The 24,202-nt window shown below is 72.8% G+C and carries 26 protein-coding genes; 20 read left to right on the top strand and 6 right to left on the bottom strand.

Annotated elements, in window-relative coordinates; all coding sequences use genetic code 11:
• The first annotated feature begins 11 nt into the window (after positions 1–11).
• The 10 genes from ribD to OHA84_RS07885 all read left to right on the top strand — a co-directional run bounded on the left by ribD (position 12) and on the right by OHA84_RS07885 (position 8,636).
• The gene (gene ribD / locus OHA84_RS07930) at positions 12–1,094 is read left to right on the top strand and encodes a bifunctional diaminohydroxyphosphoribosylaminopyrimidine deaminase/5-amino-6-(5-phosphoribosylamino)uracil reductase RibD (RefSeq protein ID WP_266972436.1); all 1,083 of its coding nucleotides are present in this window, start codon (positions 12–14) and stop codon (positions 1,092–1,094) included.
• Positions 1,095–1,718, top strand: coding sequence for a riboflavin synthase (locus tag OHA84_RS07925; protein WP_053681796.1), 624 nt, complete (start codon positions 1,095–1,097; stop codon positions 1,716–1,718).
• Positions 1,715–2,368, top strand: a complete 654-nt coding sequence (locus OHA84_RS07920; RefSeq protein WP_053681797.1) for a nicotinamide mononucleotide transporter family protein — start codon at positions 1,715–1,717, stop codon at positions 2,366–2,368. The genes OHA84_RS07925 and OHA84_RS07920 overlap by 4 nt, the downstream gene beginning before the upstream one ends.
• Positions 2,365–3,663, top strand: a complete 1,299-nt coding sequence (locus tag OHA84_RS07915; RefSeq protein WP_266951508.1) for a bifunctional 3,4-dihydroxy-2-butanone-4-phosphate synthase/GTP cyclohydrolase II — start codon at positions 2,365–2,367, stop codon at positions 3,661–3,663. The genes OHA84_RS07920 and OHA84_RS07915 overlap by 4 nt, the downstream gene beginning before the upstream one ends.
• A gap of 63 nt (positions 3,664–3,726) precedes the next feature.
• Positions 3,727–4,212 (top strand): 6,7-dimethyl-8-ribityllumazine synthase, encoded by a 486-nt coding sequence (gene ribH, locus OHA84_RS07910; RefSeq protein ID WP_007262951.1) that lies wholly within the window; start codon positions 3,727–3,729, stop codon positions 4,210–4,212.
• Positions 4,213–4,247: 35 nt separating this feature from the next.
• A complete protein-coding gene (locus OHA84_RS07905) occupies positions 4,248–4,529 on the top strand; it encodes a phosphoribosyl-ATP diphosphatase (protein ID WP_053681798.1) in 282 nt (93 codons plus the stop codon).
• A 76-nt stretch (positions 4,530–4,605) separates the two neighbouring features.
• Positions 4,606–5,454: an ATP phosphoribosyltransferase gene (gene hisG / locus OHA84_RS07900; protein ID WP_053681799.1), complete on the top strand. Its 849-nt coding sequence runs from the start codon at positions 4,606–4,608 to the stop codon at positions 5,452–5,454.
• Between the two features lie 94 nt (positions 5,455–5,548).
• Complete coding sequence (locus OHA84_RS07895) at positions 5,549–6,013, top strand: PH domain-containing protein (RefSeq protein ID WP_266951512.1); 465 nt, start codon at positions 5,549–5,551, stop codon at positions 6,011–6,013.
• 200 nt (positions 6,014–6,213) lie between these two features.
• Positions 6,214–7,563: a hemolysin family protein gene (locus OHA84_RS07890; RefSeq protein WP_053681801.1), complete on the top strand. Its 1,350-nt coding sequence runs from the start codon at positions 6,214–6,216 to the stop codon at positions 7,561–7,563.
• Positions 7,560–8,636: a hemolysin family protein gene (locus OHA84_RS07885; protein WP_053681802.1), complete on the top strand. Its 1,077-nt coding sequence runs from the start codon at positions 7,560–7,562 to the stop codon at positions 8,634–8,636. The genes OHA84_RS07890 and OHA84_RS07885 overlap by 4 nt, the downstream gene beginning before the upstream one ends.
• Positions 8,637–8,667: 31 nt before the next feature.
• Here OHA84_RS07885 and OHA84_RS07880 read toward each other — a convergent pair whose 3' ends face one another.
• Together OHA84_RS07880 and OHA84_RS07875 are read right to left on the bottom strand one after the other, a co-directional pair.
• Positions 8,668–10,617 (bottom strand): AAA family ATPase, encoded by a 1,950-nt coding sequence (locus OHA84_RS07880; RefSeq protein ID WP_266972441.1) that lies wholly within the window; start codon positions 10,615–10,617, stop codon positions 8,668–8,670.
• Between the two features lie 357 nt (positions 10,618–10,974).
• Positions 10,975–11,592, bottom strand: coding sequence for a uridine kinase (locus OHA84_RS07875; protein ID WP_266974116.1), 618 nt, complete (start codon positions 11,590–11,592; stop codon positions 10,975–10,977).
• Between the two features lie 237 nt (positions 11,593–11,829).
• Here OHA84_RS07875 and OHA84_RS07870 point away from each other — a divergent pair, with 237 nt between their 5' ends.
• From OHA84_RS07870 to OHA84_RS07860, 3 genes are all read left to right on the top strand, one after another.
• Positions 11,830–13,233, top strand: a complete 1,404-nt coding sequence (locus OHA84_RS07870; protein ID WP_266972443.1) for a peptidase C39 family protein — start codon at positions 11,830–11,832, stop codon at positions 13,231–13,233.
• A gap of 203 nt (positions 13,234–13,436) precedes the next feature.
• A complete protein-coding gene (locus OHA84_RS07865) occupies positions 13,437–13,865 on the top strand; it encodes an SPW repeat protein (RefSeq protein ID WP_053681805.1) in 429 nt (142 codons plus the stop codon).
• 122 nt (positions 13,866–13,987) lie between these two features.
• The gene (locus tag OHA84_RS07860; RefSeq protein WP_107089288.1) at positions 13,988–14,140 is read left to right on the top strand and encodes an SCO1431 family membrane protein; all 153 of its coding nucleotides are present in this window, start codon (positions 13,988–13,990) and stop codon (positions 14,138–14,140) included.
• A 39-nt stretch (positions 14,141–14,179) separates the two neighbouring features.
• On the opposite strand, the gene OHA84_RS07855 is transcribed toward OHA84_RS07860, so the two are convergent.
• The 3 genes from OHA84_RS07855 to OHA84_RS07845 all read right to left on the bottom strand — a co-directional run bounded on the left by OHA84_RS07855 (position 14,180) and on the right by OHA84_RS07845 (position 15,116).
• Entirely contained in the window at positions 14,180–14,449 is a 270-nt protein-coding gene (locus OHA84_RS07855) for a hypothetical protein (protein ID WP_266972446.1), read from the bottom strand.
• The gene (locus OHA84_RS07850) at positions 14,450–14,872 is read right to left on the bottom strand and encodes a DUF6114 domain-containing protein (protein WP_266974117.1); all 423 of its coding nucleotides are present in this window, start codon (positions 14,870–14,872) and stop codon (positions 14,450–14,452) included. It lies immediately after the preceding gene.
• A 112-nt stretch (positions 14,873–14,984) separates the two neighbouring features.
• Positions 14,985–15,116, bottom strand: coding sequence for a hypothetical protein (locus tag OHA84_RS07845; protein ID WP_266972447.1), 132 nt, complete (start codon positions 15,114–15,116; stop codon positions 14,985–14,987).
• A 98-nt stretch (positions 15,117–15,214) separates the two neighbouring features.
• Between OHA84_RS07845 and OHA84_RS07840 the strand changes: the two genes are divergently transcribed.
• The 4 genes from OHA84_RS07840 (at position 15,215) to OHA84_RS07825 (ending at position 20,229) form a co-directional block, all read left to right on the top strand.
• A complete protein-coding gene (locus OHA84_RS07840; RefSeq protein WP_266972448.1) occupies positions 15,215–15,901 on the top strand; it encodes a TetR/AcrR family transcriptional regulator in 687 nt (228 codons plus the stop codon).
• Between the two features lie 147 nt (positions 15,902–16,048).
• A complete protein-coding gene (locus tag OHA84_RS07835; protein ID WP_053681807.1) occupies positions 16,049–17,221 on the top strand; it encodes an acyl-CoA dehydrogenase family protein in 1,173 nt (390 codons plus the stop codon).
• 711 nt (positions 17,222–17,932) lie between these two features.
• Entirely contained in the window at positions 17,933–19,066 is a 1,134-nt protein-coding gene (locus OHA84_RS07830; RefSeq protein ID WP_266972449.1) for a hypothetical protein, read from the top strand.
• 65 nt (positions 19,067–19,131) lie between these two features.
• Positions 19,132–20,229, top strand: a complete 1,098-nt coding sequence (locus OHA84_RS07825) for a phosphotransferase family protein (RefSeq protein ID WP_053681809.1) — start codon at positions 19,132–19,134, stop codon at positions 20,227–20,229.
• Between the two features lie 13 nt (positions 20,230–20,242).
• On the opposite strand, the gene OHA84_RS07820 is transcribed toward OHA84_RS07825, so the two are convergent.
• Positions 20,243–20,677, bottom strand: coding sequence for a hypothetical protein (locus tag OHA84_RS07820; RefSeq protein WP_053681810.1), 435 nt, complete (start codon positions 20,675–20,677; stop codon positions 20,243–20,245).
• Positions 20,678–20,895: 218 nt separating this feature from the next.
• Between OHA84_RS07820 and OHA84_RS07815 the strand changes: the two genes are divergently transcribed.
• The 3 genes from OHA84_RS07815 to OHA84_RS07805 all read left to right on the top strand — a co-directional run bounded on the left by OHA84_RS07815 (position 20,896) and on the right by OHA84_RS07805 (position 24,151).
• Positions 20,896–21,336: an Lrp/AsnC family transcriptional regulator gene (locus OHA84_RS07815; RefSeq protein ID WP_053681811.1), complete on the top strand. Its 441-nt coding sequence runs from the start codon at positions 20,896–20,898 to the stop codon at positions 21,334–21,336.
• Between the two features lie 98 nt (positions 21,337–21,434).
• Complete coding sequence (locus OHA84_RS07810; protein ID WP_266972452.1) at positions 21,435–23,072, top strand: amidohydrolase; 1,638 nt, start codon at positions 21,435–21,437, stop codon at positions 23,070–23,072.
• A gap of 311 nt (positions 23,073–23,383) precedes the next feature.
• Positions 23,384–24,151 (top strand): polyprenol monophosphomannose synthase, encoded by a 768-nt coding sequence (locus tag OHA84_RS07805; protein WP_266972454.1) that lies wholly within the window; start codon positions 23,384–23,386, stop codon positions 24,149–24,151.
• Positions 24,152–24,202: the final 51 nt, after the last annotated feature.

The following is a 24,202-nucleotide window of genomic DNA, read 5'->3' as shown; positions in this document are numbered from 1 at the left end:
ACGAAACCGCCATGCGCCGAGCCATCGAACTCGCGGCCCGCGGACTCGGCTCCACCAGCCCCAACCCCGTCGTCGGCTGCGTCGTCACGGACGCCACCGGCTCCGTCGTCGGCGAAGGCTGGCACGAACGCGCCGGCGGCCCGCACGCCGAGGTCCACGCCCTGCGCGCGGCCGGAGCCGCGGCCCGCGGCGGCACCGCCTACGTCACCCTCGAACCCTGCAACCACACCGGCCGCACCGGCCCCTGCGCGCAGGCCCTCGTCGACGCCGGCGTCACCCGCGTCCTCTACGCCGTCCCCGACCCGACCCCGCAGGCCGGCGGCGGCTCCGCCACCCTGCGCGAGGCCGGGATCACCGCCGAGGCCGGCCTCCTCGCCGACGAGGCCGAGGACGGCAACGCCGCCTGGCTGACCTCCGTACGCCTGGGTCGGCCCCACGTCCTGTGGAAGTACGCCGCCACCCTCGACGGCCGCGTCGCCGCCGCCGACGGCACCAGCCGCTGGATCAGCTCCGCCGAGTCCCGCGCCGACGTCCACCGGCTGCGCGCCGAGGTCGACGCCGTCGTCGTCGGCGCCGGCACCCTGCGCGCCGACGACCCGCACCTCGCCGTGCGCGGACCCGCGGCGCGGGCCCTCGCGGGCCGGCCGCTGCGGGTCGTCCTGGACACCCACGCCCGCATCCGGCCCGGCGCCCGCGTCCTGGACGACGCCGCGCCGACCCTCCTCGCCGTCGGCGAGGACGCCGACACCCGGCACCTGCCCGGAGTCGACGTCGTCCGCCTCCCCGGCGACGCGCGCGGACTCTCCGTCGAGTCGCTGCTCGCGGAGCTGTACCGGCGCGGAACCCGCTCCGTACTCCTCGAAGGCGGCCCGACCCTGGCCGGCGCCTTCGTCGCCGCGGGCGCCGTGGACAAGGTCGTCGGCTACCTCGCCCCCGTCCTGCTCGGAGCTGGCCCGAACGCCCTCGCCGACGCCGGCGTCGCCACCCTCACCGACGCGCTCCGTCTCCGCATCACCGACACGACCCGCATCGGCACCGACATCCGCGTCACCGCAGTCCCCGAAGCCGTCCCCACCGCCCCCAAGGAGCACTGAGTGTTCACCGGAATCGTCGAAGAACTGGGCGAGGTCACCGCCGTCGAGCAGCTCGCGGAAGCCTCCCGCTTCCGCCTGCGCGGCCCCCTCGTCACCGACGGCGCCAAGCACGGCGACTCGATCGCCGTCAACGGCGTCTGCCTGACCGTGGTGGAGACCGGCGACGGCGAGTTCACCGCCGACGTCATGCAGGAGACCCTGAACCGCTCCAGCCTCGGCGCCCTCACCCAGGGGTCCCGGGTCAACCTGGAGCGTCCGATGGAACTCGGCGGGCGCCTCGGCGGCCACCTGGTCCAGGGCCACGTGGACGGCACCGGCACGATCCTCTCCCGCACCCCCTCCGAGCACTGGGAGATCGTCAAGGTCGGCCTTCCCGCCGGCCTCGCGCGGTACGTCGTCGAGAAGGGCTCCATCACGGTGGACGGCGTCAGCCTCACCGTGGTCGAGGCCGCCGCCGACTGGTTCACCATCAGCCTCATCCCGACCACCCTCGCCCTGACCACCCTCGGCCTCAAGCGGAGCGGCGACCCGGTCAACCTGGAGGTGGACGTCCTCGCGAAGTACGTGGAACGCCTGCTCGCCGCCGGAGTGAACCCCCTGCACGCCCAGGAGGAGTCGAAGTGAGCGCCCTGACCTGGCTCAACACCGAGGCCTTCGAGGTCGTCGGCCAGAAGGTCATCTGGTCCGACATGATCGGCAACCTGATGGGCCTGGCCGCCCTCGCGCTCGGCTGGCGCCGTTCCATATGGACCTGGCCCGCCCAGCTCCTCTCCGGCCTGATCCTCATCGCCGCCTACGCCTCCGCCCACCTCGCCGGCGGCGTCGGCAAGCAGCTCCTCGTCATCGGCGTGGCCGTCTGGGGCTGGCGGGCCTGGCAGAAGGGCCGACAGCAGGCCCAGGACGGCTCCATCGCCGTCCGCACCGCGAGCTGGAAGGAGCGCGGACTGCTCCTGGCCGGCGCGGCCCTGGGCACCCTCGCGGTCGGCGGCCTCTTCACGCTGTTCCCGCACCTGTCGTGGAGCCCGTGGGCGGACGCCTACATCTTCGTCGGCACCATCGTGGCCATGGTCGCCCAGGCCCGCGGCCTGGTGGAGTTCTGGTTCGCCTGGCTCCTCGTCGACCTCGTCGGCGTGCCGCTCGCCTTCAACAACGGCCTGGCCTTCTCCGGTCTCGTCTACGTCCTCTACTTCGCGCTCGTCCTGTGGGGCGCGTACGACTGGTACCAGCGCTCGCGCGCCACCCCCGCCCCGGCCCTCGAAGGAGCAACGGCATGACCACCCTCAAGCCCGTGCCGGACATGCCCGCCGCAGCCGAGGAGACCTTCCTCCTCGACCCGGTCGAGCAGGCCATCCGCGACATCGCCGCGGGCCGCCCGATCGTCGTCGTCGACGACGAGGACCGCGAGAACGAGGGGGACCTCGTCCTCGCGGCCGAGAAGGCCACCCCCGAGATCATCGCGTTCATGATGAGCGAGTGCCGCGGCCTGATCTGCGCCCCCATGGAAGGCCCCGAGCTGGACCGGCTCGAACTTCCCCAGATGGTCCGGAACAACACCGAGTCCATGCAGACGGCCTTCACCGTCTCCGTCGACGCGAGCGCCGCCCACGGCGTCAGCACCGGGATCTCGGCCGCCGACCGCGCCACCACGCTGCGCCTGCTGGCCGCGGGCTCCTCCGAGCCCTCGGACTTCGTCCGCCCCGGCCACGTCTTCCCGCTGCGCGCCAAGCCCGGCGGCGTCCTGGTCCGCAACGGCCACACCGAGGCCGCCGTGGACCTCGCCCGCCTCGCGGGCCTGCGCCCGGTCGGCGCCATCGTGGAGATCGCCGGCGAGGACGGCGTCATGCTGCGCCTGCCCGAACTGATCCCCTTCGCCCGCAAGCACGGGCTGACGATCATCTCGATCGAGGACCTGATCGCCTACCGCCGCTCGGCCGAGCCGACCGTGCGCCGCGAGGCCGAGGTCAGCCTGCCGACCGCCTTCGGCGAGTTCACCGCGTACGGCTACCGCTCCACCGTCGACGGCGTCGAGCACATCGCCCTCGTCCGCGGCGAGGTCGGAGACGGCAAGGACATCCTGGTCCGCATGCACTCCGAGTGCCTGACCGGGGACATCTTCCAGTCCCAGCGCTGCGACTGCGGCCCCCAGCTGCACGCCTCCATGGCCCGCATCCAGGCCGAGGGCCGCGGCGTCGTCGTCTACCTGCGCGGCCACGAGGGCCGCGGCATCGGCCTCCTGTCCAAGCTGCGCGCCTACGAGCTCCAGGAACGCGGACGCGACACCCTCGACGCCAACCTCGAACTCGGCCTGCCCGCCGACGCCCGCGACTACGGAGCCGGCGCCCGCATCCTCGCCGACCTGGGCGTGCACGGCGTCCGGCTGCTGACGAACAACCCCGACAAGGCCGCGGCCCTGGTCCGCCACGGCATCACGGTCGACAGCCGGGAGCCGATGCCCGTCGAGGCCGGCGAGCACAACCTGCGGTACCTGCGCACCAAGCGGGACCGGATGGGCCACGACCTGCCCTGGCTGGACGAGGCCGTGTCCACCTCCGCCTGCGGCAACCAGTAACACGTACGAGCCAACCCGACACCACCCCGAGCACCACCCGATCGACACCCGAGGAGCAGAGCTGTGAGCGGCAAGGGCGCACCCGAACTGAGCGTGAAGAACTGCGGAGACCTGCGAGTCGCCGTGATCGCGGCCCAGTGGCACGAGAAGGTCATGGACGGTCTGGTCGACGGCGCCCTGCGCGCCCTGCACGAGCTGGGCATCGACGAGCCCACCCTCCTGCGGGTCCCGGGCAGCTTCGAACTCCCGGTCGTGGCGAAGGTACTCGCCGGTCGCGGTTACGATGCCATCGTCGCCCTCGGCGTGGTCATCCGCGGCGGCACCCCGCACTTCGACTACGTCTGCCAGGGCGTCACCCAGGGCCTGGTACAGGTGTCGATCGACACCGGAGTCCCCGTCGGCTTCGGCGTACTGACCTGCGACAACGACGAGCAGGCGCTGGACCGCGCCGGGCTTGAGGGGTCGAATGAGGACAAGGGGCACGAAGCGGTCACCGCCGCCGTCTCCACCGCCATGACCCTGCGGACCGTCAGCGAACCCTGGCGCTGAGTGGCGGCGGGGGACCCCTTATTCTGAGGACCATCATGGCGAACACATCCCCCAAGAGCTTCGAAGAGCTCTTCACCGAGCTCCAGCTCAAGGCCGCCAACGGCGACCCCGGCACGTCCCGCACCGCCGAGCTCGTCTCGCAGGGCGTGCATGCCATCGGCAAGAAGGTCGTCGAGGAGGCCGCCGAGGTCTGGATGGCCGCCGAGTACGAGGGCAAGGAAGCCGCCGCCGAGGAGATCTCCCAGCTGCTCTACCACGTCCAGGTGATGATGGTGGCGCGCGGGATCACCCTCGACGACGTCTACGCGCACCTCTAGACCGGCAGACCCTCCCGCGGGCCCCCGCCCGCCACCAGCCCCCACCTTTCGCAACCCACGCATCAAAGGAAGCCCCATGCTGCGCATCGCCGTCCCCAACAAGGGTGCACTCTCCGGACCTGCGTCGGCGATGCTCCATGAGGCCGGCTACCGGATGCGCAAGGAGTCCAAGGAGCTCGTGGTCGTCGACCCCGAGAACGAGGTGGAGTTCTTCTACCTCCGCCCCAAGGACATCGCGATCTACGTGTCCTCCGGGAAGCTCGACATCGGCATCACCGGCCGCGACCTGCTGCTCGACTCCGGCGCCAGCGCCGAGGAGATCCTGCCGCTGAACTTCGGCCGGTCCACCTTCCGCTACGCCACGATCCCCGGCACCGCGAAGGGCCCCGAGGACTTCACCGGGATGACCATCGCGACCTCGTACGAGGGAATCGTCGCCAAGCACCTCGCCGACCAGGGCATCGACGCCTCCGTCGTGCACCTCGACGGCGCGGTCGAGACCGCCATCCAGCTCGGCGTCGCCCAGATCATCGCGGACGTCGTCGAGACCGGAACCAGCCTGCGCAACGCCGGCCTGGAGGTCATCGGCGAGCCGATCATGACCTCCGAGGCGGTCGTCATCCGCGGCAACACCGCCGACGCCGAGGACCCGCGCACCCAGCAGTTCCTGCGCCGCCTCCAGGGCGTCCTGGTGGCCCGCAGCTACGTGATGATGGACTACGACTGCCGCGCCGAGCACCTGGAGCGCGCGGTCGCCCTCACCCCGGGCCTGGAGTCGCCGACCGTCTCCCCGCTGCACAACGAGGGCTGGGTCGCCGTCCGCGCCATGGTCCCCGCCAAGGAGGCCCAGCGGATCATGGACGACCTGTACGAGCTCGGCGCGCGCGCGATCCTCACCACCTCGATCCACGCCTGCCGCCTCTGACACGTCCCGTCCGGCGGATCCGCCGTCACCGCGGATCCGCCAGTCCACCGGCCCAGCCGACTCACCACCTTCCGAGCAGAACCGAGCGCACACCATGGCCGAGCCCGCCGCCCCGCCCGCACCGCCCGCCCTGCCGGTCACCTTCCGGCCGACCCGCACCCGGGTCGTGCTGCTGAGCGTCGGGCTCGCCATGTTCGTGACCATCTCGGCCATCGCCCTGATCCTCGACACCCTCCATCCGGGCGAACGGATCAGCTTCATCTTCGTGGCGATCCTGCTCAGCTCCGTCCTGGTCCTGCTCAGCCGCCCCAAGGTGGTCGCGGACGAGGCCGGCGTCACCGTCGTCAACCTCACGACCACCCGCCGGCTGGAGTGGGCGCAGATCCTGCGCGTCAACCTCCGCCCCGGCGACCCGTGGGTGTTCCTCGACCTGAACGACGGCACCAGCCTGCCCGCGCTCGGCATCCAACCCGGCGTCGCCAAGGCCCAGGCGATCGGCGACGCCCGAGCCCTGCGCGCCCTGGCCGAGAGCCGCGGAACGGGCGGACACGACCACTGACCCCACCGAGGATCGTCGCTGCGTCCCATTGCGGCGGCGATCCCAGTGACTACCCTGGTGGCGGGGCGCAGCCGTGCGCCCTCCCACCGGCCCCGGGACCCCGTGGCCCGTGGGCAACTGCGACTCGAGGAGTGACTCCCTCCAGCAATGGACGGATCGTCCGGTAGTACCCGCGCCGCCCTCCCGATGGAGGCGGCGGCATGACCATCCCGCTACTCCTGCTCGTGGCGGCTTTCGTCCTGATCCTCGCCAACGGTTTCTTCGTGGCAGCCGAATTCGGCCTCGTCACGGTGGAGCGACCCGAGGCCGAACGCGCCGCGGCCGACGGCGACCGCCGTGCCCGCACGGTGGTCGAGGCCCTGAAGGAACTGTCCTTCCAGCTCTCCGGCACCCAGCTCGGCATCACCATCACCTCCCTCGTCGTCGGCATGCTCGCCGAACCCGCCCTCGCGGCCCTGCTGTCCGGGCCGCTCGCCGCGACCGGCCTGCCCGGGGGAGCCGTCTCCGGCGTCGCCGTCGTCATCGGCATGCTGCTCGCCTCCGCCGTCCAGATGGTCGTCGGCGAGCTCGTACCGAAGAACTGGGCGGTCTCCCGGCCGCTCCAGGTGGCCCGGTTCGTGGCCGGCCCCCAACAGGTCTTCTCCCGCGCCTTCCGACCGGTCATCGCGGCCCTCAACGCCGTCGCCAACCGGCTCGTCCGGGCGCTCGGGGTGGAACCCACCGACGAGATGGCCTCCGCCCGCACCCCCGGCGAACTGGTCTCCCTGGTCCGCCACTCGGCCCAGGCCGGCGCCCTCGAACAGGACACCGCCGACCTCTTCGTACGAACCCTCTCGCTGGGCGAGCTCACGGCCCAGCACGTCATGACCCCCCGGGTGAAGGTCAGCGCCCTCCAGCACACGGCCACCGCGGCCGACGTGCTCAACCTGACCCGGGCCACCGGCCTGTCCCGCTTCCCGGTCTACCGCGAACGCATCGACGAGATCACCGGCGTCGTCCACCTCAAGGACGCCCTCGCCGTGCCCGAGTCCGAGCGCTCCCGCACCACCGTGGGCCGGATCTGCGTCGCCCCGCTGCTGGTCCCCGGCTCCCTGCCGGTCCAGCCCCTGCTGGAGCGGCTGCGCAGCGAACAACCGATGGCCGTGGTCGTCGACGAGTACGGCGGCACCGCCGGAGTCGTCACCCTGGAGGACATCGTGGAGGAACTCGTCGGAGAGGTCCGCGACGAGCACGACCTCGCGGAGGACGGCACGCCCGAACTGGCCGCCGTACCCGCCGAGGACGGCCGCCCCTCCTGGGAGGCCGACGGCAGCTGCCGCGTGCACACCTTGCGCCGCATAGGCCTGGAGGTGCCCGAGGGCCCCTACGAGACCGTCGCCGGACTGGTCGCCGATCTGCTCGGCCGGATCCCCGCCCCCGGTGACCGGGCCGAGCTCCCCGGTTGGAAGCTGTCCGTCCGCCAGGTCCGCCGCTACCGCGCCGACCGCGTCAGGCTGGTCCGCACGGCCCCCGTCCCCGCCCCGGCCGAGCCCCAGGCGGTGGGTCGGTGAACGCGCTCCAGCTCGTCTTCGCCCTGCTCCTGGTCCTGGCCAACGGCTTCTTCGTCGGCGCCGAGTTCGCTCTCGTCTCCGTACGCCGCAGCCAGATCGAACCCCTCGCGGCCGGGTCCAAGCGGGCCCGCCAGGTCCTCCACGGCCTGGAGAACCTGCCGCGCATGATGGCGGCGGCCCAGTTCGGCATCACCATGTGCTCGCTCACCCTCGGCGCCGTCGCCGAACCGACCGTGGCCCGGCTGCTGGAGCCCGTCTTCCACGCCGCGCACGTGCCGGAAGGCCTGATCCACCCCCTCGGCTACGCCGTCGCGCTCGCCGCCGTGGTCTTCCTGCACCTGGTCATCGGCGAGATGGTCCCCAAGAACCTCGCCATGGCCGCCCCCGAGAAGACCGCCCTGTGGTTCAGCCCCGGCCTGGTGGCCTTCGCCCGGGTCTGCGGCCCGGTCACGACCGCCCTCGGCGCCTGCGCCACGCTCGTCCTGCGGCTCTTCAAGGTCGAGCCGAAGGACGAGGTCGAGGCCGTCTACACCAGCGCCCAGCTCGGCCGCCTCCTCAAGGACTCCCGGCAGGCCGGGTTCCTGGAGCCGGTGCAGCACGAACGGCTGGAGGACGCCCTCGAACTGGGCAGCCGCCCGGTCACCGACGTGCTGCTGGCCCACGACCGGCTCGTTTCGGTCAGTCCGGCGGTCACCCCGCGCCAGATCGAACAGCTGACGGTGCGCACCGGTTACTCCCGCTTCCCCGTCCAGTCCGACAGCGGTGCCTTCATGGGCTACCTGCACGTCAAGGACGTACTGGACCTGGAGGACCGGGAACGGGCCGTGCCCCAACGGGTCTGGCGCCGAATGACCACCGTGTGCTCCACCCTCCCGTTGGACGACGCCCTCACCGTCATGCGCCGGGACGCCACCCACCTGGCCCAGGTCGCGGACCCGGCCGGCCGGGTGCTGGGCCTGGTCGCGATGGAGGACGTACTGGAGATGCTGGTCGGAGAGGTACGCGATCCCGCGCACCGCACCGCACCGCCGGCCCGCCGGGCGCCCGTCTCGGAGGAGGCCATGGCGGGCTGATCCCGCCGGCCCGCCCCGGAGCCCCCGTCGCCTACAGCGGCGGGGGCTCCGTGCGGTCCTGGGGGCCGCGGCCCGAGAGGACCTCCCCGTAGGCCTGCATCAGATCGGCCAACCGCAGCGTGGCCAGGTCCTCCCGGGAGGGATCCGCGGCGAACCCCGCCAACCGCAGGTCCCGGTACGCGCAGCTCTTTTCGTACAGGGTCCGCAGGAAGCGGCCGTTGCCCAGCTCGTCGATCCAGCCCTGCTCGACGACGTGCCCGCTGATGCTGCGCAGCTCGTCCAGGGCCTCCTCGTCCCAGCAGTCCCCGTTCGCGTCCGCGAGCACCCCGCCGATGGCGGTCAGCTCCGGCGGCCGGTAACTCGGGAAGTCCACCCGGGTGGTGAACCGCGACGAGAGCCCCGGGTTCGTGGCCAGCAACCGGTCCATCCCGGCCGGATAGCCCGCCAGGATCACCACCAGGTGGTCGCGATTGTCCTCGGCCCGCTTCAGCAGGACCTGGAGGGCCTCGTCCCCGTACGCGTCACCCTTGCTGTAGCCGGAGTTGGACAGGCTGTAGGCCTCGTCGACGAACAGCACCCCGCCGATCGCGGAGTCGATCAGTTCGTTCGCCTTCACGGCCGTCTGACCCAGGAACTCACCCACCAGATCGGCTCGTTGGGCCTCCACCAGATGGTCGCCACCCAGCAGGCCGAGCGCGTAGAACACCCGGCCCAGGATGCGCGCGACCGTGGTCTTGCCCGTGCCCGAGGGCCCCGAGAAGACGAAGTGCCGCTTCGGCGGCTGCACCGGCAGCCCCTGGCTCGCCCGCAGACCGGCCATGTGCAACTGCGCCGACAAGGCCTTCACCTGCCGCTTGACGGGCTCCAGACCCACCATGCGCTCCAACTCCGCGAGCGCCTCGGCCAACGCCTGCGGATCGGCGGGCCCGGCCGGCAGCCCCGCCGCCCGGGGCGGAACCACCACCTTGCGGCGCACTCCCTCCAGCCGGTTCGGGCCGGGAGGCCCGCCGCCCGGCCCGAACCGCTGGTCCGGCGGCTCCAGGACCGCCGGCGGGTCCGGCTCGATCTGCCCGTCCGCCGCGATGTCCTGCACCGGGCCCGAGCCGCCGCCCAGCGCCACCGCCGCGAAATCCCCGCCGGACGGGGAGAGGCCGTGCCCGGCGAAGCCCTCGCCGGAGTGCCCGTACCCCGCGTACCCGTCGGCCCCGTCGACGAAGTCGGCGTCCTCGATCGCCGTCAGCCGCGCCACCGTGTCCATGAACGCCGGATCCACCCGGTGCACGGCGCGGTACAGCGGCAGCGCCGCAGCGCTGCGCCCCGTGCCCTCGTGCGCCCGCGCCAGCCAGTACCGCAGCTCCTTGCGCTGGGGCTGCTCGCTGCGGCACCGCATCAGCGCCGCCGACAGCATCGGCTCGGCCTGCCCGTACATCTCCAGCCGGACCCGGGCCATCCCGCCGAACAGACCCGCCTCGATGCCCAGCAGCGGATCGTCGACCAGCGGCTCGGTGTGCCGGACCAACTGGTCCCAGTCCTTCACCAGATACGCCCGGCAGGCGTGCAGGAACCGCACCTGGGCATCGGTGTCCACCGGCGGCAGGGCCGCCAACGCCTGGTCCAACTCGGGCACGTGACGGCCGTCCAACCAGTGCGAGGCATGGGCCAACAGCAGGTCCCGGCGGCTCTCCAACACCGGCTGTACCCACCAGCCCAGCCAGTACCAGGAGTTCAGCATGCGCCGGTGACGGGCCCGCTGCTCGCCGAACCGGTCCCGATGGGCGTACATGCGCAATAACGCGTTGGTGGTGTCCACCCGGAGCGCGTGGAGACCCAGCCAGGCGTCGGCCATCGCGGGATCGAGCCGTACGGCCGCCCGGAACTCCTCCTCGGCCTGCGGATAGGCACCCATCGTGCAGGCGTCCACTCCGCGCAGCCAGGCGAGTTCGGCCGGGGCGTGCGCGCTGCCCGGCGTGCCGAAGTCCATCACATCCCCCACAAGCCTGCCCCCGTGGTACGCGGCAACCCCCGCGTCAGTCCCGCGAGTTGCCTACCGCGCCAGATGAAATCAGGGCTGCATCGTACCTGCGGTCACGCACCTTACCCAGGGTGCGGGGGGTGTGCGTCGGGGGCGCGTTTCCGGCTCCTGTCGTGACACAGGGTGAAGGTCCGGGTGCGGTGGGCCCCGCAGAGGGCGGAACGAAGCCCCCGGTCACGGGGGAACAACCGGGGGCTTGACGTCCGCCGCGGTCCTCGCGGACCGGGCATTCAGAACGTAAGGCCGCCGCGGGCGCCAGGTCAAGCCGGTCGGTGAGGGCCGGTGCGGACGGATTTCCGGACCCGCTCAGGCGCGGGGGAGCCCGTCACCTTCCGTGACGGAAGAGGTGGTTCCCGCTGTCGCACCGGCCCCGGAAGTCCACTCGTATCCCGTACCGCTCTGGCGTACCAGGGTGTCGGCGTAGGGGCGCGAAGGGTCGTCCGCGAAGTGCGCGAGCTCCGCGCGCTCCCATCCGTCCCAGAAGTCGGAGAGTTCGCGCCCGTCCCGGTTTCGCCCGCGCCCCCAGGACTTCGCGCGCGGTGTCTCCATCCACAGCAGTCCCGCCAGCCACGGACGGAGCGTCCGCCGCCCGGCCCCGACCCCCTCGACGAGCAGCACCGGGGCCGGCTCCAGCTCCCGCGCGGGGCCGAACCGGCGCTCCACCCAGTCGTACGGCGTCCAGAGCGCGGGCCGGCCGGTGCGGAGCGGCTCCAGCACCTGGGCACCGAGTCGCCCGTCCCACGCGAACAGTTCCTCGTGGGTGGCCACGTCGTCCAGGTGCATCACCGGCGCCCCGCCCAGGGCCTCGGCGAGCCGTTCCGCGAAGGTGCTCTTCCCGGAGCCGGCGTGCCCGTCGATGCCGATCAGCCGTACCGGACCGAGCGAGGGGGGCAGGGAGGCCAGCTCCCGCGCGAGCCGCCCCAGGCAACCGCCCGCCCGGGCGGGCCCGAGGGGTTCGACGGCCGACCGGGGGTCGGGTGACGGGTGTGACGGGTGCGGTTCCACCCGGCCAGCCTAGGCCGTGGCGGCGGGGGAGTCCGCCCCGCGGGACCGGCCGAGTGGCAGGGCCGACACGGGGCCCGTGGCTTCGCCGCCCGGCAGCCGGGAACTGGAAGGGTGGACCAGCCGAGCCACCGCACCGACCCATGGGGGCCACCACCGATGACCGCACCCACCCCACGCAGGGCCCTGCTCGCCGTCGCCCTCGCGGCCGCCGCCGCGGCCACCGTTCCCGGCGGGGCGGCCTCGGCCGCCGGCGCGTCGCGGAGCGGAGCGAAGACCCCCTCTGCCCCGGGCGCCGACGCGTCCGCCGAGGCCGCCACGGGCCGGAGGGTCGACAACCGCTTCTGGTACTCCCACGCGCACTGGTCGGCCGGCACCCACCAGGGCACCACGGCGGTCGGCGGCGCCCGACCCGGACTGGAGATGAGGACCCCGGCCGGCCGGACCGAGTACACCGACCCGCACACCGCGCGGAAGGCCACCTGGGAGTACGCCTCCTGGACCTCGCCGGTGCACCGCTCGACCGTTCCCGCCACCGAGGCCATCGCGTCCTGGAACGCCCGCACCCCGGCCGGCACCTGGATCCGGATCGAGCTGCGCGGCACGTACACCGACGGCCACGCCACCCCGTGGTACGTCATGGGCCGTTGGGCCTCCGGCGACGGCGACATCCGGCGCACCTCGGTCGACGGCCAGAGCGACGGGCGCAGCACGGTGTGGACCGACACGCTGGCCCTCGACGGACCCGCCAAGGCCGCCGGCCTGCGCCTGCGCGACTGGCAACTGCGCCTGACCCTCCACCGCAAGCCCGGAGCCGAGCACGGGCCGACGGTCTGGCTGGCCGGGGCGATGGTCTCCGACGTCCCGGACCGCTTCACCGTCCCCGCCTCCACCCCGTCGGGCTCGGCCCACGAACTGAAGGTCCCGAGGTACTCGCAGGAGGTCCACATCGGCCGGTACCCCGAGTACGACAACGGCGGCGAGGCCTGGTGCAGCCCCACCTCCTCCCAGATGATCATCGAGTTCTGGGGGCGCAGGGCAACTCCGGCGGCCCTGGGCTGGGTCCGCAAGGGGTACTCCGACCCGCAGGTCTGCCACGCCGCCCGCTCCACGTACGACGCGGCGTACAAGGGCTGCGGCAACTGGCCCTTCAACGCCGCCTACGCCGCCACGTACCCGGACATGGCCGGGGTCGTCACCCGGCTGACGTCCCTCGCCGACCTGGAGGTCCTGGTCCGCGCCGGGATCCCCGCCATCACCTCGCAGTCATTCCGTGCCGAGGAACTGACCGGCGCCGGCTACGGCACGGCGGGCCACCTGATGACCGTCATCGGCTTCACGGCCGCCGGTGACGTGATCGCCAACGACCCGAACTCGGCGGACAACCCCTCCGTCCGCCGCGTCTACCGGCGCAAGGAGTGGGAGACCATCTGGCTCCGCACCAAGCGCCGCAACGCCGCGGGCAAGGCGGTCTCGGGCACCGGCGGCATCTGTTACCTGTACGTCCCCGCCCGCCCGTCGGCGGCCGCGATCCGGGCACTGCGGACGGTGGGGGTGCTCTGACGGGGTCGGCGGGCCGCTCGCAGGACGTGCGCACCGCTCGTCGGACGCGCGCACCGCTTGTGGGACGTGCGCACCGCTTGTGGGAAGTACGAAAAAGTCCGCGCCCGTTTCCGTTGACCCGAATGGGTTGTAAGTGGAACATAAAGGGCACACAACGTGTGTAGGCACAGGGCAGATTCAGCTTCAACAGGAGGCGGCCCGCCATGACCACCCACCCGAACATCGAACAACACCCCGACCTCGCCGAGATGCGCACGCGCTTCGAGCAGGTCACCAGTACGCCCCGCGCGCAGGCGGTCGAGGCGATGGCCCTGATCACCGGTCTCTACATCGCGGCATCGCCGTGGATCGCCGGGTTCAGCGGCTTCGGCTCGCTGGCGGTCAACAACCTGATCGCCGGACTGGCGTACTGCCTGTGCATGGGCGGCCTGGGGTCCGCCTACGAGCGCACGCACGCGATGGCGTGGACCGCCGTCGTCATCGCGGCCTGGACGATCGTCGCCCCGTGGGTCATCGCGGGAGACGTCTCCACGACCCGCACCGTGCTGAGCAACGTCATCGCCGGCGCCGTCGCCCTGCTGCTGGCACTGGCCATGGCGGGCATGGCCGGTCGGGACCGCCGCGCCGGCTGACCGCACCGCACCGCACCGCACCGTCACGCCCGCCGGACCCCGGCGGGCGTGACGTGTGCCACCCGTGACGCTCGTCTCTCGTCCCTACCGCGAGAGCCGCGAATGCTGCCACATTGGACGGCATGACCACACATGCCGCAGCCCCGACCGACCGCGCCCGCAGCCTCGCCCGCACCGGTGGCCCCAAGGACGGCTCCGGCCTGCTGGAGCACGTGCTCGGCTGGACCCTGGTGGTCGTCATCGCCATGTTCGTCACCCAGGTCGGCTGGCTCTAGCGGGCCTCGGCGGTGCGCGGAACGGCGCCGCCCGACGGATCACGAGGAGTCCAGCCGCAGCCCGTCGGTGACGATCACGTCCGAGGTGACCAGCGCCTGTTCGGCGCTCACCCGCGTCATGAGGACGAACGGCGGGATCACCGGGGGAGCGGGCAACCCCTCCGGGCTGAACGCGACGCACAGCAGCCCCTCGATACAGCCGCTGAACCGGGTCAGGTACAAGGTGACGTCGCCCCGCAGGGTCAGGGACCGGGCCGCCGGACCGTACTCCTCCCCGCCGTCCCGGGTGCGCAGCCGGTAGTCGTACAACTAGGCCGCCGCCATCCTCAGCGCCAGCACCTTGCGCGGTCCGTCGATCCGTCGCCCCCTCCCCGTCCGCGGACTCCTCTGGCTCCTCCTTCGTCTCCGGCAGCGGGGTCCAGCCGAAGGCCGGCGCGCTGCCCGCGATGCCGAGCAGCATCCCCACCAGGAACCCGCCCAGGTTCGTCGCCTGAACGACAGCACCGAGAGCAGCAGCGCGTGGATCGGCACATAGGCCCTGGCCTGCGGCAGGAGCCACAGGAACAGCCCGGCCACCACCAGCGCCGCCCCGATCCCGATCGCCGCGACCCCGCCGAGCCCCAGGCCGACCAGCACGGTCAGCGGGGAGAGCGGGACCAGCAGCAACTCGATCCCACCCGACACCAGCAGCAGTCCGCCCCCGAACGGCCGGGTCCGCCGCCAGGCGCGCAGCCGTCGCCGGGGCCCGGGCAGGGGGAGCCGCAGCGCCCACTGCCCCGTGCCCGGATCCGCGGGTCGGCGCGCCCCTGGAAGCGCTGCCTGCCGTTCAGGCCGACGCTCAGCCTCATGCCCTTGAGGCGAGCGCGCTCTGTGCCATGGCGATGCCCATCGCCCCGACCGCGATCACCGCGGGCAGCGCGACCGCCGCCGTCCTCTTCCACTCGACCCGGCCCTCGCGGCCGCTGTTCGTGCTCATGGAGGTGCCTCCCGTACGTCGTCCGTGCGCAGGGAAGTGCATGAGACAGGTCTGCCATACTGCGGGCATCCTGTGGGAGTTCGAGGCTAGGGCCGAATTTGAATAATAGTCAACAGCGCGGCGCGACCGGCCGTTCGCAGGTCCGTCGGGCCGAACTCATGGCGATCGGGCGCAAGTTGTTCGCCGACACCTCGTACGACGCGCTTTCCATGGACGACATCGCCCAACACGCCGGTGTCGCCAAGGGGTTGATTTACTACTACTTCAAGAGCAAGCGCGGCTACTACCTCGCCATCGTCGAGGAGTCCGTCGCCGAACTCGTCGCCCGCGCGGCCGCGGAGACCGAACTCGCCGGCCCGGAACGCGCCCGCCGCACCATCGACGGCTACCTGTACTACGCCGAACACCACCGGGCCGCCTACCGCACCATCGTCACCGGCGGCGTCGGCTCCGACGCCGAGGTGCTCGCCATCCGCGACGCGGTCCGCGAGGAACTCGTCGCCACCATCGCCGAGGCCGCGTACGGCCGCCGCACGGTGTCCCCGCTCGCCCGGCTCGCGCTCGTGGGCTGGCTCTCCGGGGTCGAGGGGATCGCCCTGGAGTGGATCGGCGCCCTCGGCGCCGAGGGGCAGCCCGGCCGGGCCGAGGTCGCGGCGCTGCTCGTGCGGCAGCTGCGCGCGACCCTGACGGTGATCGAGGAGTTCGCCCCCGACCACCCCGCTCCACCCGCGCACGAGGTCCCGGAGAATCTCGATGATCATGCACCGGTGACGGGAAGCCCCTGATCGGGCATACTCAAGCCGCCGCAGCCACTGAACAGGCCCTTCCGCGATCCGGGAGGGCAGTATCGGCTGTGAGAGCACCGAGATCCGGTGGCGCGTCCCACACCTCACGCGTCGCCGCCGTGCCCGACCAGGGAGGAGAGCGCCGCCATGACCGACCGCGCCCCGCAGCCGGTGGACCGACAGCTGCCCACCGAAGAGTCCCGTGATCTGCTCGCGCTCGTACGAGAGATCGCGCAGCGGGAGATCCGCCCCCGGGCCGCCGAGGAGGAGGACGACGGACGCTTCCCCCGGGAGGTCTTCACCCTCCTGTCGGAGGCCGGCCTGCTGGGGCTCCCGTACGCCGGCGAGTTCGGCGGCGGCGAGCAGCCGTACGAGGTCTACCTCCAGGTGCTGGAGGAGCTCGCCGCGGCCCGGCTGACGGTCGGCCTCGGTGTCAGCGTGCACTCCCTGGCCTGCCACGGCCTCGCCGGCTACGGCACCAAGGAGCAGCAGGGTGCCCACCTCCCCGCGATGCTCGGCGGCGGTCTGCTCGGCGCCTACTGTCTCTCGGAGCCGGCCGCCGGCTCCGACGCCGCCTCACTGACCACCAAGGCCGTCCGCGACGGCGACGACTGGGTCATCACCGGCACCAAGGCGTGGATCACGCACGGCGGGGTCGCGGACTTCTACACCGTCCTCGCGCGCACGGGTGTGAGCGGCCCCAAGGGCATCACCGCCTTCCTCGTCCCCGGCGACGCGGCCGGTCTGACGGCGGCGGTCCCCGAGAAGAAGATGGGCATGAAGGGCTCGCCCACCGCCCAGCTGCACTTCGACGGCGTACGCGTCCCCGACACCCGGCGCATCGGCGAGGAGGGGCAGGGATTCACCATCGCCCTGGCCGCCCTGGACGCCGGCCGGCTCGGGATCGCCGCCTGCGCGATCGGCGTCGCCCAGGCGGCCCTGGACGAGGCCCTGGTCTACGCCCTGGACCGCAAGCAGTTCGGGCACCCCATCGCGGACTTCCAGGGGCTGCGCTTCATGCTGGCCGACATGGCGACCAAGATCGAGGCGGGCCGGGCGCTGTACCTCGCCGCCGCGCGCCTGAGGGACGCCGGCAAGCCCTTCTCCCGCCAGGCCGCCATGGCCAAGCTGTTCTGCACGGACGCCGCGATGGCCGTCACGACGGACGCCGTGCAGGTCCTCGGCGGCTACGGGTACACCGCGGACTTCCCGGTGGAGCGGCTCATGCGCGAGGCGAAGGTGCTCCAGATCGTGGAGGGCACCAACCAGATCCAGCGCATGGTCATCGCCCGCCACCTCGCGGGCCCCGAGACCCGCTGAGGCGCCCGGGCCGGGGCGCCGGCCCGGCCGCCGCCACCGTCGCCCGGTCGATCCGGGCCCGTGCCGACGCCCGGTCGGTCCGGCCCGGTTCATCGGACGGCCGGTCCGGCCCGGCGATGTGTCGGCCCGGCCCGGCGGTACCTCGGCCCGTCCGCTCAGCCTCCGTACAGGGGGCCGCTGGGCCAGATCGGGGACGAGGCGATCCGTGACCACTCCGGATCGCGCCGCCCCGGCACCGTCCGGCCCTCGGCGGTCCAACCGGCCAGGAGCGTGTTGTAGACGGGTGTGTCGGGGTTCCGCAGCGGAACCGATTCTTCGTACCCGTGAGGCGTGGGCCGCCGCCTGCGACCCGTTCTCGGCGTGGACGTCTCAAGCGTGGTCATGCACGGCAAAACGCGAGATCAGCCCATGGGTAACCGGGCCCCGCCCACGGCCATCCGTTCGACGTGTCCCCGAGGCGTCCCCGACGCCGCCGCCGACCACTCGCCGCCCCGCCGGCGGTCGGTCGGCGTCCTGTCGGCGCGCGGTCGGTGGCCGGCATCCCCCTCCCGGCCCAGGTGACCGGACGTGCCTTCCTGTCGCGTAGTGCCACAACTCTGTTCCTCGAAACGATTTCTGACGTACCGTCATATCCGTTTGAGTCGCACACCAGGCCAACCCGCGCCACGCCACGTCACGCGCCGCCACGCCGCCGCGCCCAGGAGGTCCGCCATGCCCGCCGACCGGCCCGTCCCGCTTGACGAATACCCCATCCACCAGGCGCCGTTGTCGATGAAGCACCTCGTCAGCGGCGACCGCAACGCCTACGACCGCTGCATCTTCCACGTCTTCGACCACGCCGGCCGGGCCGTCCTCATCCTCGGCCTCGGCGTCTATCCCAACGCGGGCGTCATCGACGCCTACGCCACCCTGCGCATCGGGGACGAACTCCTCGCCGTCCGCGCCTCCGACGCCCTCGGCGACGACCGGATGAACCTCTCCGTCGGCCCGCTCCGCATCACCGTCGACGAGCCGCTCAAGCGGATCGGTCTCCACTGCGACGCCGACCCCGCCGACCCCGAGGGCCTCTCGTACGACATCACCTGGACCGCCGAGTTCCCCGCCGTCTGGGAGCCCCACCACGTGCAGCGCCGCGGCGACCGGCTGATGCTGGAAGGCCGCCGCTTCGTCCAGGCCGGCAACGTCACCGGCACCATCCGGGTCAGGGGCGAGGAACTCACCCTGACCCCCGGCGCGTGGACCGGTACCCGCGACCGCAGTTGGGGCGTGCGCCCGATCCCCGGCGAGGACGGCGGCCGGGCGGCGGAGGAACACCGCACCGAGGGCTTCCACTGGCTCTGGATACCCGTCCGCTTCGAGGACCGGTTCCTCATGGTCGTCGTCCAGGAGGACGCCGACGGCCACCGCATCCTCAACGAGGCCGTCCAGGTCTTCCCCGAGGGCGACGACCGCCACGACGTCCAACTCGGCTGGCCGCACACCGACATCCGCTACCGTCCCGGCAGCCGCCACCCCGAGAGCGCCGTCGTCCACCTCACCGACCCGGCCCGCAAGCCACTCGAACTCGGCGTCCGCGTCCTCAACTCCTCCCCCCTCGCCGTCGGCGCCGGCTACCCGCCCGCCGCCGACTGGCAGCACGGCACCTGGCATGGCCGCGCCTGGACCGACCGGCGCGTCTACGACCTCTCCGATCCCACCGCGCACCCCATGGCCGCCTTCGGGGTCACCGACCACTCGGCCCGCTTCACCCTCGACGGCCGGGTCGGACACGGCATCTTCGAGCACGGCAGCTTCGGCCGTCACGACCCGAGCGGCTTCACCGACCACACCTCCGTGGCCCCGTGACCCCGAGCGGACTTCGCGAGAGCCCCGAGGACGACGCTCCATCGGAAAGGAAGGCAGGACCCGCCATGGCAACGGCACCACGTCCCCGCACCTCCACCCGCGAGCCCGAGGAACTCGGCCGCCGCCTCGCCGCCTGGCTCGACGCGACTCTCCCCGGCGCGAAGGTCACCAACATCTCCGTCCCCGGTTCCAACGGCATGTCCAGCGAGACCCTGCTCTTCGACATCGAACACCCCGACACCCCGGAGCGGGCCTGCGCCCTGCGCCTGGCCGCGGACCCGGCCGCGTACACCGTCTTCCCCGTCTACGACCTGCCCCGCCAGTACCGGGTGATGAGCCTGGTCGCCGCGCACACCGACCTGCCCGTGCCGCGCGTGCGCTGGCTGGAGGAGGATCCGGGCCCGCTCGGCGCGCCCTTCCTCGTCATGGCCCGCGCCGAGGGTCGGGTACCGCCCGACGTCATGCCCTACACGTACGACGGCAACTGGCTGCACTCCGCCACCGACGCCGAACGCGCACGACTCCAGGAGGCGAGCGTCTCCCTGCTCGCCCGCCTCCACGACCAGTTCCCCACCGGGGAGGCGCGGTTCCTCCTCCCACCCGGGGAGGGAAGCCCACTGCGCCGCCACGTCGAGGCCCAACGCGCCTACTACGCATGGGTGGTGGCCGGACTGGCCCCCTCACCGCTCCTGGAGCGGGCCTTCGATCGACTGGAGGAACTCTGGCCCGCCGACGAGGGCGACCCCGTCCTCAACTGGGGAGACGCCCGCATCGGCAACGTCGTCTACCAGACCGACGGCTTCGAGCCGGTGGCCGTCCTCGACTGGGAGATGGCCTCGTACGCCCCCCGGGAGGTCGACCTGGGCTGGACCGTCTACCTGCACCGCTTCTTCCAGGACCTGACCGTCGGGTTCGGCCGGCCGGGCCTGCCCGACTTCCTGCGCCGCGAGGACGTGGAACGCCGGTACGCCGAACTCACCGGGCACACCCCGCGGGACATGGAGTTCCACACCCTCTACGCGGCCCTGCGGCACGGGATCGTGATGCTGCGCATCGCCTACCGGCAGGCGCACTTCGGGGAGGTCGAGGTCCCGGCGGACCCGGACGGCCTGATCCTGCACCACGCCACTCTCGACGCCATGGTGCGGGGAACGTACTGGTAGGGCGGGCGGCCCGTCAGGCGGCCTGCGCGTGCTGGCGCATCTGCGGCGGCAGCGGGGCCGTCACGCGCACGGGACGCGAGCCCGGACCGCCGACGTGCGAGAAGGGCTGCGTCCGCCAGTCGAGGCCCTGCGGGAGCGACAGGTGCACGATCGGGTCGAGTTCCTGCACGTCGTGCTGGAATCCGCCCACGGTCGGCAGCGCGTCGGAAGCCGGCCGGCCCGTACCCGCGCACACCGTGAGCCCGAACGGGTTCCACGGGGACAGGCAGAGGGCGTGCTGCGGCAGGTACTCCTCGTCCGCGACGAGGGCGATCGACTGGCCGCAGTCGGGGCAGATCGCGTGGTGGATCTCGAACCCCTCGGCCTCGTCGAGGTAGCCGTCCTCGTCGGAATCGAGCAGTTCCGGAGGCTCCGGTTCGATGCGACCGGCGCGCTTGGCGTTCAGCATGGATGTACTCCCCCTTGAATGGGCCGGGCGGGCAGGTTCTTCGGCCACGGCCACACCAAGCACTTCCCGTCACGCGGCACGAGTAACCACAACCGCCCCCGGTACGCCTCCGTACCCCTGTGGCCTTGGTCACATGCCCGCCGCAGGTGCCACCCAACCCGTGGACACCGCTGTGCCTGGAGCGGCATTGGGCAATAGGTTGAGCGGCTATGAGCGCAATGGAGGAGCTGGACCGCCAGATCGTTGATCTGCTCGTGCGGGACGGGCGAATGAGCTACACGGATCTGGGCAAGGCCACGGGACTGTCCACGTCGGCGGTCCATCAGCGAGTACGCCGCCTGGAGCAGCGCGGGGTGATCCGCGGCTATGCCGCCGTGGTCGACCCCGAGGCCGTCGGGCTGCCCCTGACGGCGTTCATCTCGGTCAAGCCGTTCGACCCCAGCGCGCCGGACGACATCGCCGACCGCCTGGCGGGCGTCCCGGAGATCGAGGCCTGCCACAGCGTGGCCGGAGACGAGAACTACATCCTCAAGGTTCGCGTGGGCACGCCCCTGGAGCTGGAGGACCTGCTGGGCCGACTGCGCGCCCTGGCGCACGTCTCGACCCGCACGACGGTGGTGCTGTCCACCCCGTACGAGTCCCGTCCGCCCCGCGTGTGACGGCTCCCTGATCCGTCCTCCGCACCGCCCGACCGCGGCTCCCCACCCCGGGGGACCCGAGGTCGGGCCCGGCCGGCCAAGGCGGGAGACTGGGTCCCATGACTGACCGCACCGCCTCCGCCGACGCCGCCGGAGCCCCCGTACCCGACCGCACCGTCCTCCTTCGCGGCGGCGAGGTGCACAGCCCCGCCGACCCGTTCGCCACCGCGATGGTCGTCGAGCGCGGGCACGTCGCCTGGGTCGGCTCGGAAGGCGCCGCCGACGCCTTCGCCCAGGGCGTCGACGAGGTCGTCGACCTCGGCGGGGCGCTCGTGACGCCCGCGTTCACCGACGCCCACGTGCACACCACCTCCACCGGTCTCGCCCTCACCGGACTGGACCTCTCCGACGCCCCCACCCTCGCGGACGCCCTGGATCGGGTACGCGCCCACGCGGCCCGTCGTCCCGACGACCGGGTGCTCCTCGGACACGGCTGGGACGCCGCCCGCTGGCCGGAGCGACGCGCCCCGCGCCGCGAGGAGCTGGACCGGGCCACCGGGGGCCGCCCGCTCTACCTCAGCCGCATCGACGTCCACTCGGCCGTGGTCACCACCGCGCTCCTCGACCTGGTCCCCGGGGGCCTCGGCCCGGTCGCCGGCGACGAGCCGTTGACCGCCGACGCCCACCACGCCGTACGCGCGGTCGCCCTCGGCGCCGTCGGCCCGACCCAGCGCGCCGAGGCCCAGCGGGCCGCCCTGGACCGGGCCGCGTCCCTCGGCATCGGCTCCGTGCACGAGTGCGGCGGCCCGGAGATCTCCTCCCCGGAGGACTTCACCGCCCTGCTCGACCTGGCCCGCAGCCACCCCGGCCCGCGCGTCTTCGGCTACTGGGCCGATCGGGACCTCGACCTGGCCAAGCGGCTCGGCGCGGTCGGCGCCGCCGGCGACCTCTTCGTGGACGGCGCCCTCGGCTCCCACACCGCCTGCCTGCACGCCCCGTACACCGACGCCGCGCACACCGGCACCGGCTACCTGGACGCCCGTGACGTCGCCGCGCACGTCGCCGCCTGCACCGAACAGGGCCTCCAGGCCGGTTTCCACGCCATCGGCGACGCCGCCGTGAGCGCCGTCGTCGAAGGCGTCCGGGCCGCCGCCGACACCGTGGGCCTCGCCCGGGTGCGGGCCGCCCGCCACCGGGTCGAGCACGCCGAGATGATGACCCCGGCCACCATCGCCGCCTTCGCGGAACTGGGCCTCACCGCCTCCGTGCAGCCCGCCTTCGACGCCGCCTGGGGCGGCGAGGACGGCATGTACGCCGACCGGCTCGGCGTCGAGCGCGCCCGCACCCTCAACCCGTACGCGGCCCTGCTGAAGGCCGGCGTCCCGCTCGCCTTCGGCTCGGACGCGCCCGTCACCCCGCTCGACCCCTGGGGCACCGTCCGGGCGGCCGCCTTCCACCGGACCCCCGAGCACCGGATCTCCGTACGGGCCGCCTTCGCCGCCCACACCCGCGGCGGTTGGCGGGCCCTCGGTCGGGACGACGCCGGCATCCTCGTCCCCGGTGCCCCGGCCGACTACGCGGTCTGGCGGACCGAGGAACTGGTCGTCCAGGCTCCCGACGACCGGGTCGCCCGTTGGTCCACCGACCCGCGCTCGGGCACCCCGGGGCTGCCCGACCTGACCCCCGGCGGGGATCTGCCGGTGTGCCTGGCGACGGTCGTCGGCGGCCGGGAGGTTTTCGTACGCCCACAGGGGTGATCCGACCGGCCTCGGTTCGGTCCCGGCGGCCGGACCCGGATAGGTTCGGCCGGGTCCACCACAGGACGTCCGTACCGGACGGATCCGTCCGCTCAGCGCACCCGCGCCTCGGGGGCGAGGGAAGGTTTCGCCGGCGGCTGGTGGCCCCAGGTCGGGGCCCGGCGGTCCAGTAGACAACGGTCACGGTGACCCGCAGCCAGCGGGAGCCGGGCCGGCCCGAAGGACCGCCGGCTCCGATCGCTGTTCTAAAATCATCCTGCTGTGACGGGACGTACGAGGCCGGCCGGACGAGAAACACGCAAGGGGACCCAGTGAGCGATGGCGGACAGCGGACCTACGGGCCGCTCGGCACCACCCTGGTGATCATTCCGACGTACAACGAGGCCGAGAACATCGGCCCGATCGTCGGCCGGGTCCGGGCCGCCGTCCCCGCAGCGCACGTCCTGGTCGCCGACGACAACAGCCCCGACGGGACCGGCAAGCTCGCCGACGAGCTGGCCTGCGCCGACGAGCAGGTCCACGTGCTGCACCGCAAGGGCAAGGAAGGCCTCGGCGCCGCCTACCTGGCCGGCTTCGCCTGGGGCCTGGAGCACGGCTACGGGGTCCTCGTGGAGATGGACGCCGACGGCTCCCACCGACCCGAGGAACTGCCCCGGCTGCTCACCGCCCTCGGCAACGCCGACCTGGTCCTGGGATCCCGCTGGGTGCCGGGCGGCCGCGTCGTCAACTGGCCCAAGAGCCGCGAGATGCTCTCCCGCGGCGGTTCCACGTACTCCCGACTGCTCCTGGACGTGCCGATCCGGGACGTGACCGGCGGGTACCGCGCCTTCCGCAGCGAGACGCTGGAGGGCCTGGGCCTGGAGGAGGTGGCCTCCGCCGGCTACTGCTTCCAGGTGGACCTGGCCCGCCGCGCCATCCGCCAGGGCTTCAGGGTCGTCGAGGTGCCCATCACGTTCGTCGAGCGAGAGTTCGGCGACAGCAAGATGAGCAAGGACATCGTGGTGGAGGCCCTGTGGCGGGTCACCCAGTGGGGCATCAAGGCCCGGGCGGCGAAGCTGACCGGCCGGCCCCCGTACTGAGACCCGGCTCCCGGACGCCCCCTAAGGGATGTCCGGTACCTCCGACTGAGG

Source organism: Streptomyces sp. NBC_00513 (assembly GCF_041431415.1).
GTDB lineage: Bacteria > Actinomycetota > Actinomycetes > Streptomycetales > Streptomycetaceae > Streptomyces.
Note: the sequence above shows the minus strand (reverse complement) of the source record. Positions and strands in the feature narration are given on the sequence as shown.

Bases quoted from the DNA above. Each gene is read 5' to 3' on its own strand.
- ribD (WP_266972436.1), top strand. From the start codon at position 12: ATGCGCCGAGCCATCGAACTCGCGGCCCGCGGACTCGGCTCCACCAGC.
- OHA84_RS07915 (WP_266951508.1), top strand. From the start codon at position 2,365: ATGACCACCCTCAAGCCCGTGCCGGACATGCCCGCCGCAGCCGAGGAG.
- OHA84_RS07905 (WP_053681798.1), top strand. From the start codon at position 4,248: ATGGCGAACACATCCCCCAAGAGCTTCGAAGAGCTCTTCACCGAGCTC.
- hisG (WP_053681799.1), top strand. From the start codon at position 4,606: ATGCTGCGCATCGCCGTCCCCAACAAGGGTGCACTCTCCGGACCTGCG.
- OHA84_RS07895 (WP_266951512.1), top strand. From the start codon at position 5,549: ATGGCCGAGCCCGCCGCCCCGCCCGCACCGCCCGCCCTGCCGGTCACC.
- OHA84_RS07890 (WP_053681801.1), top strand. From the start codon at position 6,214: ATGACCATCCCGCTACTCCTGCTCGTGGCGGCTTTCGTCCTGATCCTC.
- OHA84_RS07880 (WP_266972441.1), bottom strand. From the start codon at position 10,617: ATGGACTTCGGCACGCCGGGCAGCGCGCACGCCCCGGCCGAACTCGCC.
- OHA84_RS07870 (WP_266972443.1), top strand. From the start codon at position 11,830: ATGACCGCACCCACCCCACGCAGGGCCCTGCTCGCCGTCGCCCTCGCG.
- OHA84_RS07865 (WP_053681805.1), top strand. From the start codon at position 13,437: ATGACCACCCACCCGAACATCGAACAACACCCCGACCTCGCCGAGATG.
- OHA84_RS07860 (WP_107089288.1), top strand. From the start codon at position 13,988: ATGACCACACATGCCGCAGCCCCGACCGACCGCGCCCGCAGCCTCGCC.
- OHA84_RS07845 (WP_266972447.1), bottom strand. From the start codon at position 15,116: ATGAGCACGAACAGCGGCCGCGAGGGCCGGGTCGAGTGGAAGAGGACG.
- OHA84_RS07835 (WP_053681807.1), top strand. From the start codon at position 16,049: ATGACCGACCGCGCCCCGCAGCCGGTGGACCGACAGCTGCCCACCGAA.
- OHA84_RS07830 (WP_266972449.1), top strand. From the start codon at position 17,933: ATGCCCGCCGACCGGCCCGTCCCGCTTGACGAATACCCCATCCACCAG.
- OHA84_RS07825 (WP_053681809.1), top strand. From the start codon at position 19,132: ATGGCAACGGCACCACGTCCCCGCACCTCCACCCGCGAGCCCGAGGAA.
- OHA84_RS07820 (WP_053681810.1), bottom strand. From the start codon at position 20,677: ATGCTGAACGCCAAGCGCGCCGGTCGCATCGAACCGGAGCCTCCGGAA.
- OHA84_RS07815 (WP_053681811.1), top strand. From the start codon at position 20,896: ATGGAGGAGCTGGACCGCCAGATCGTTGATCTGCTCGTGCGGGACGGG.
- OHA84_RS07810 (WP_266972452.1), top strand. From the start codon at position 21,435: ATGACTGACCGCACCGCCTCCGCCGACGCCGCCGGAGCCCCCGTACCC.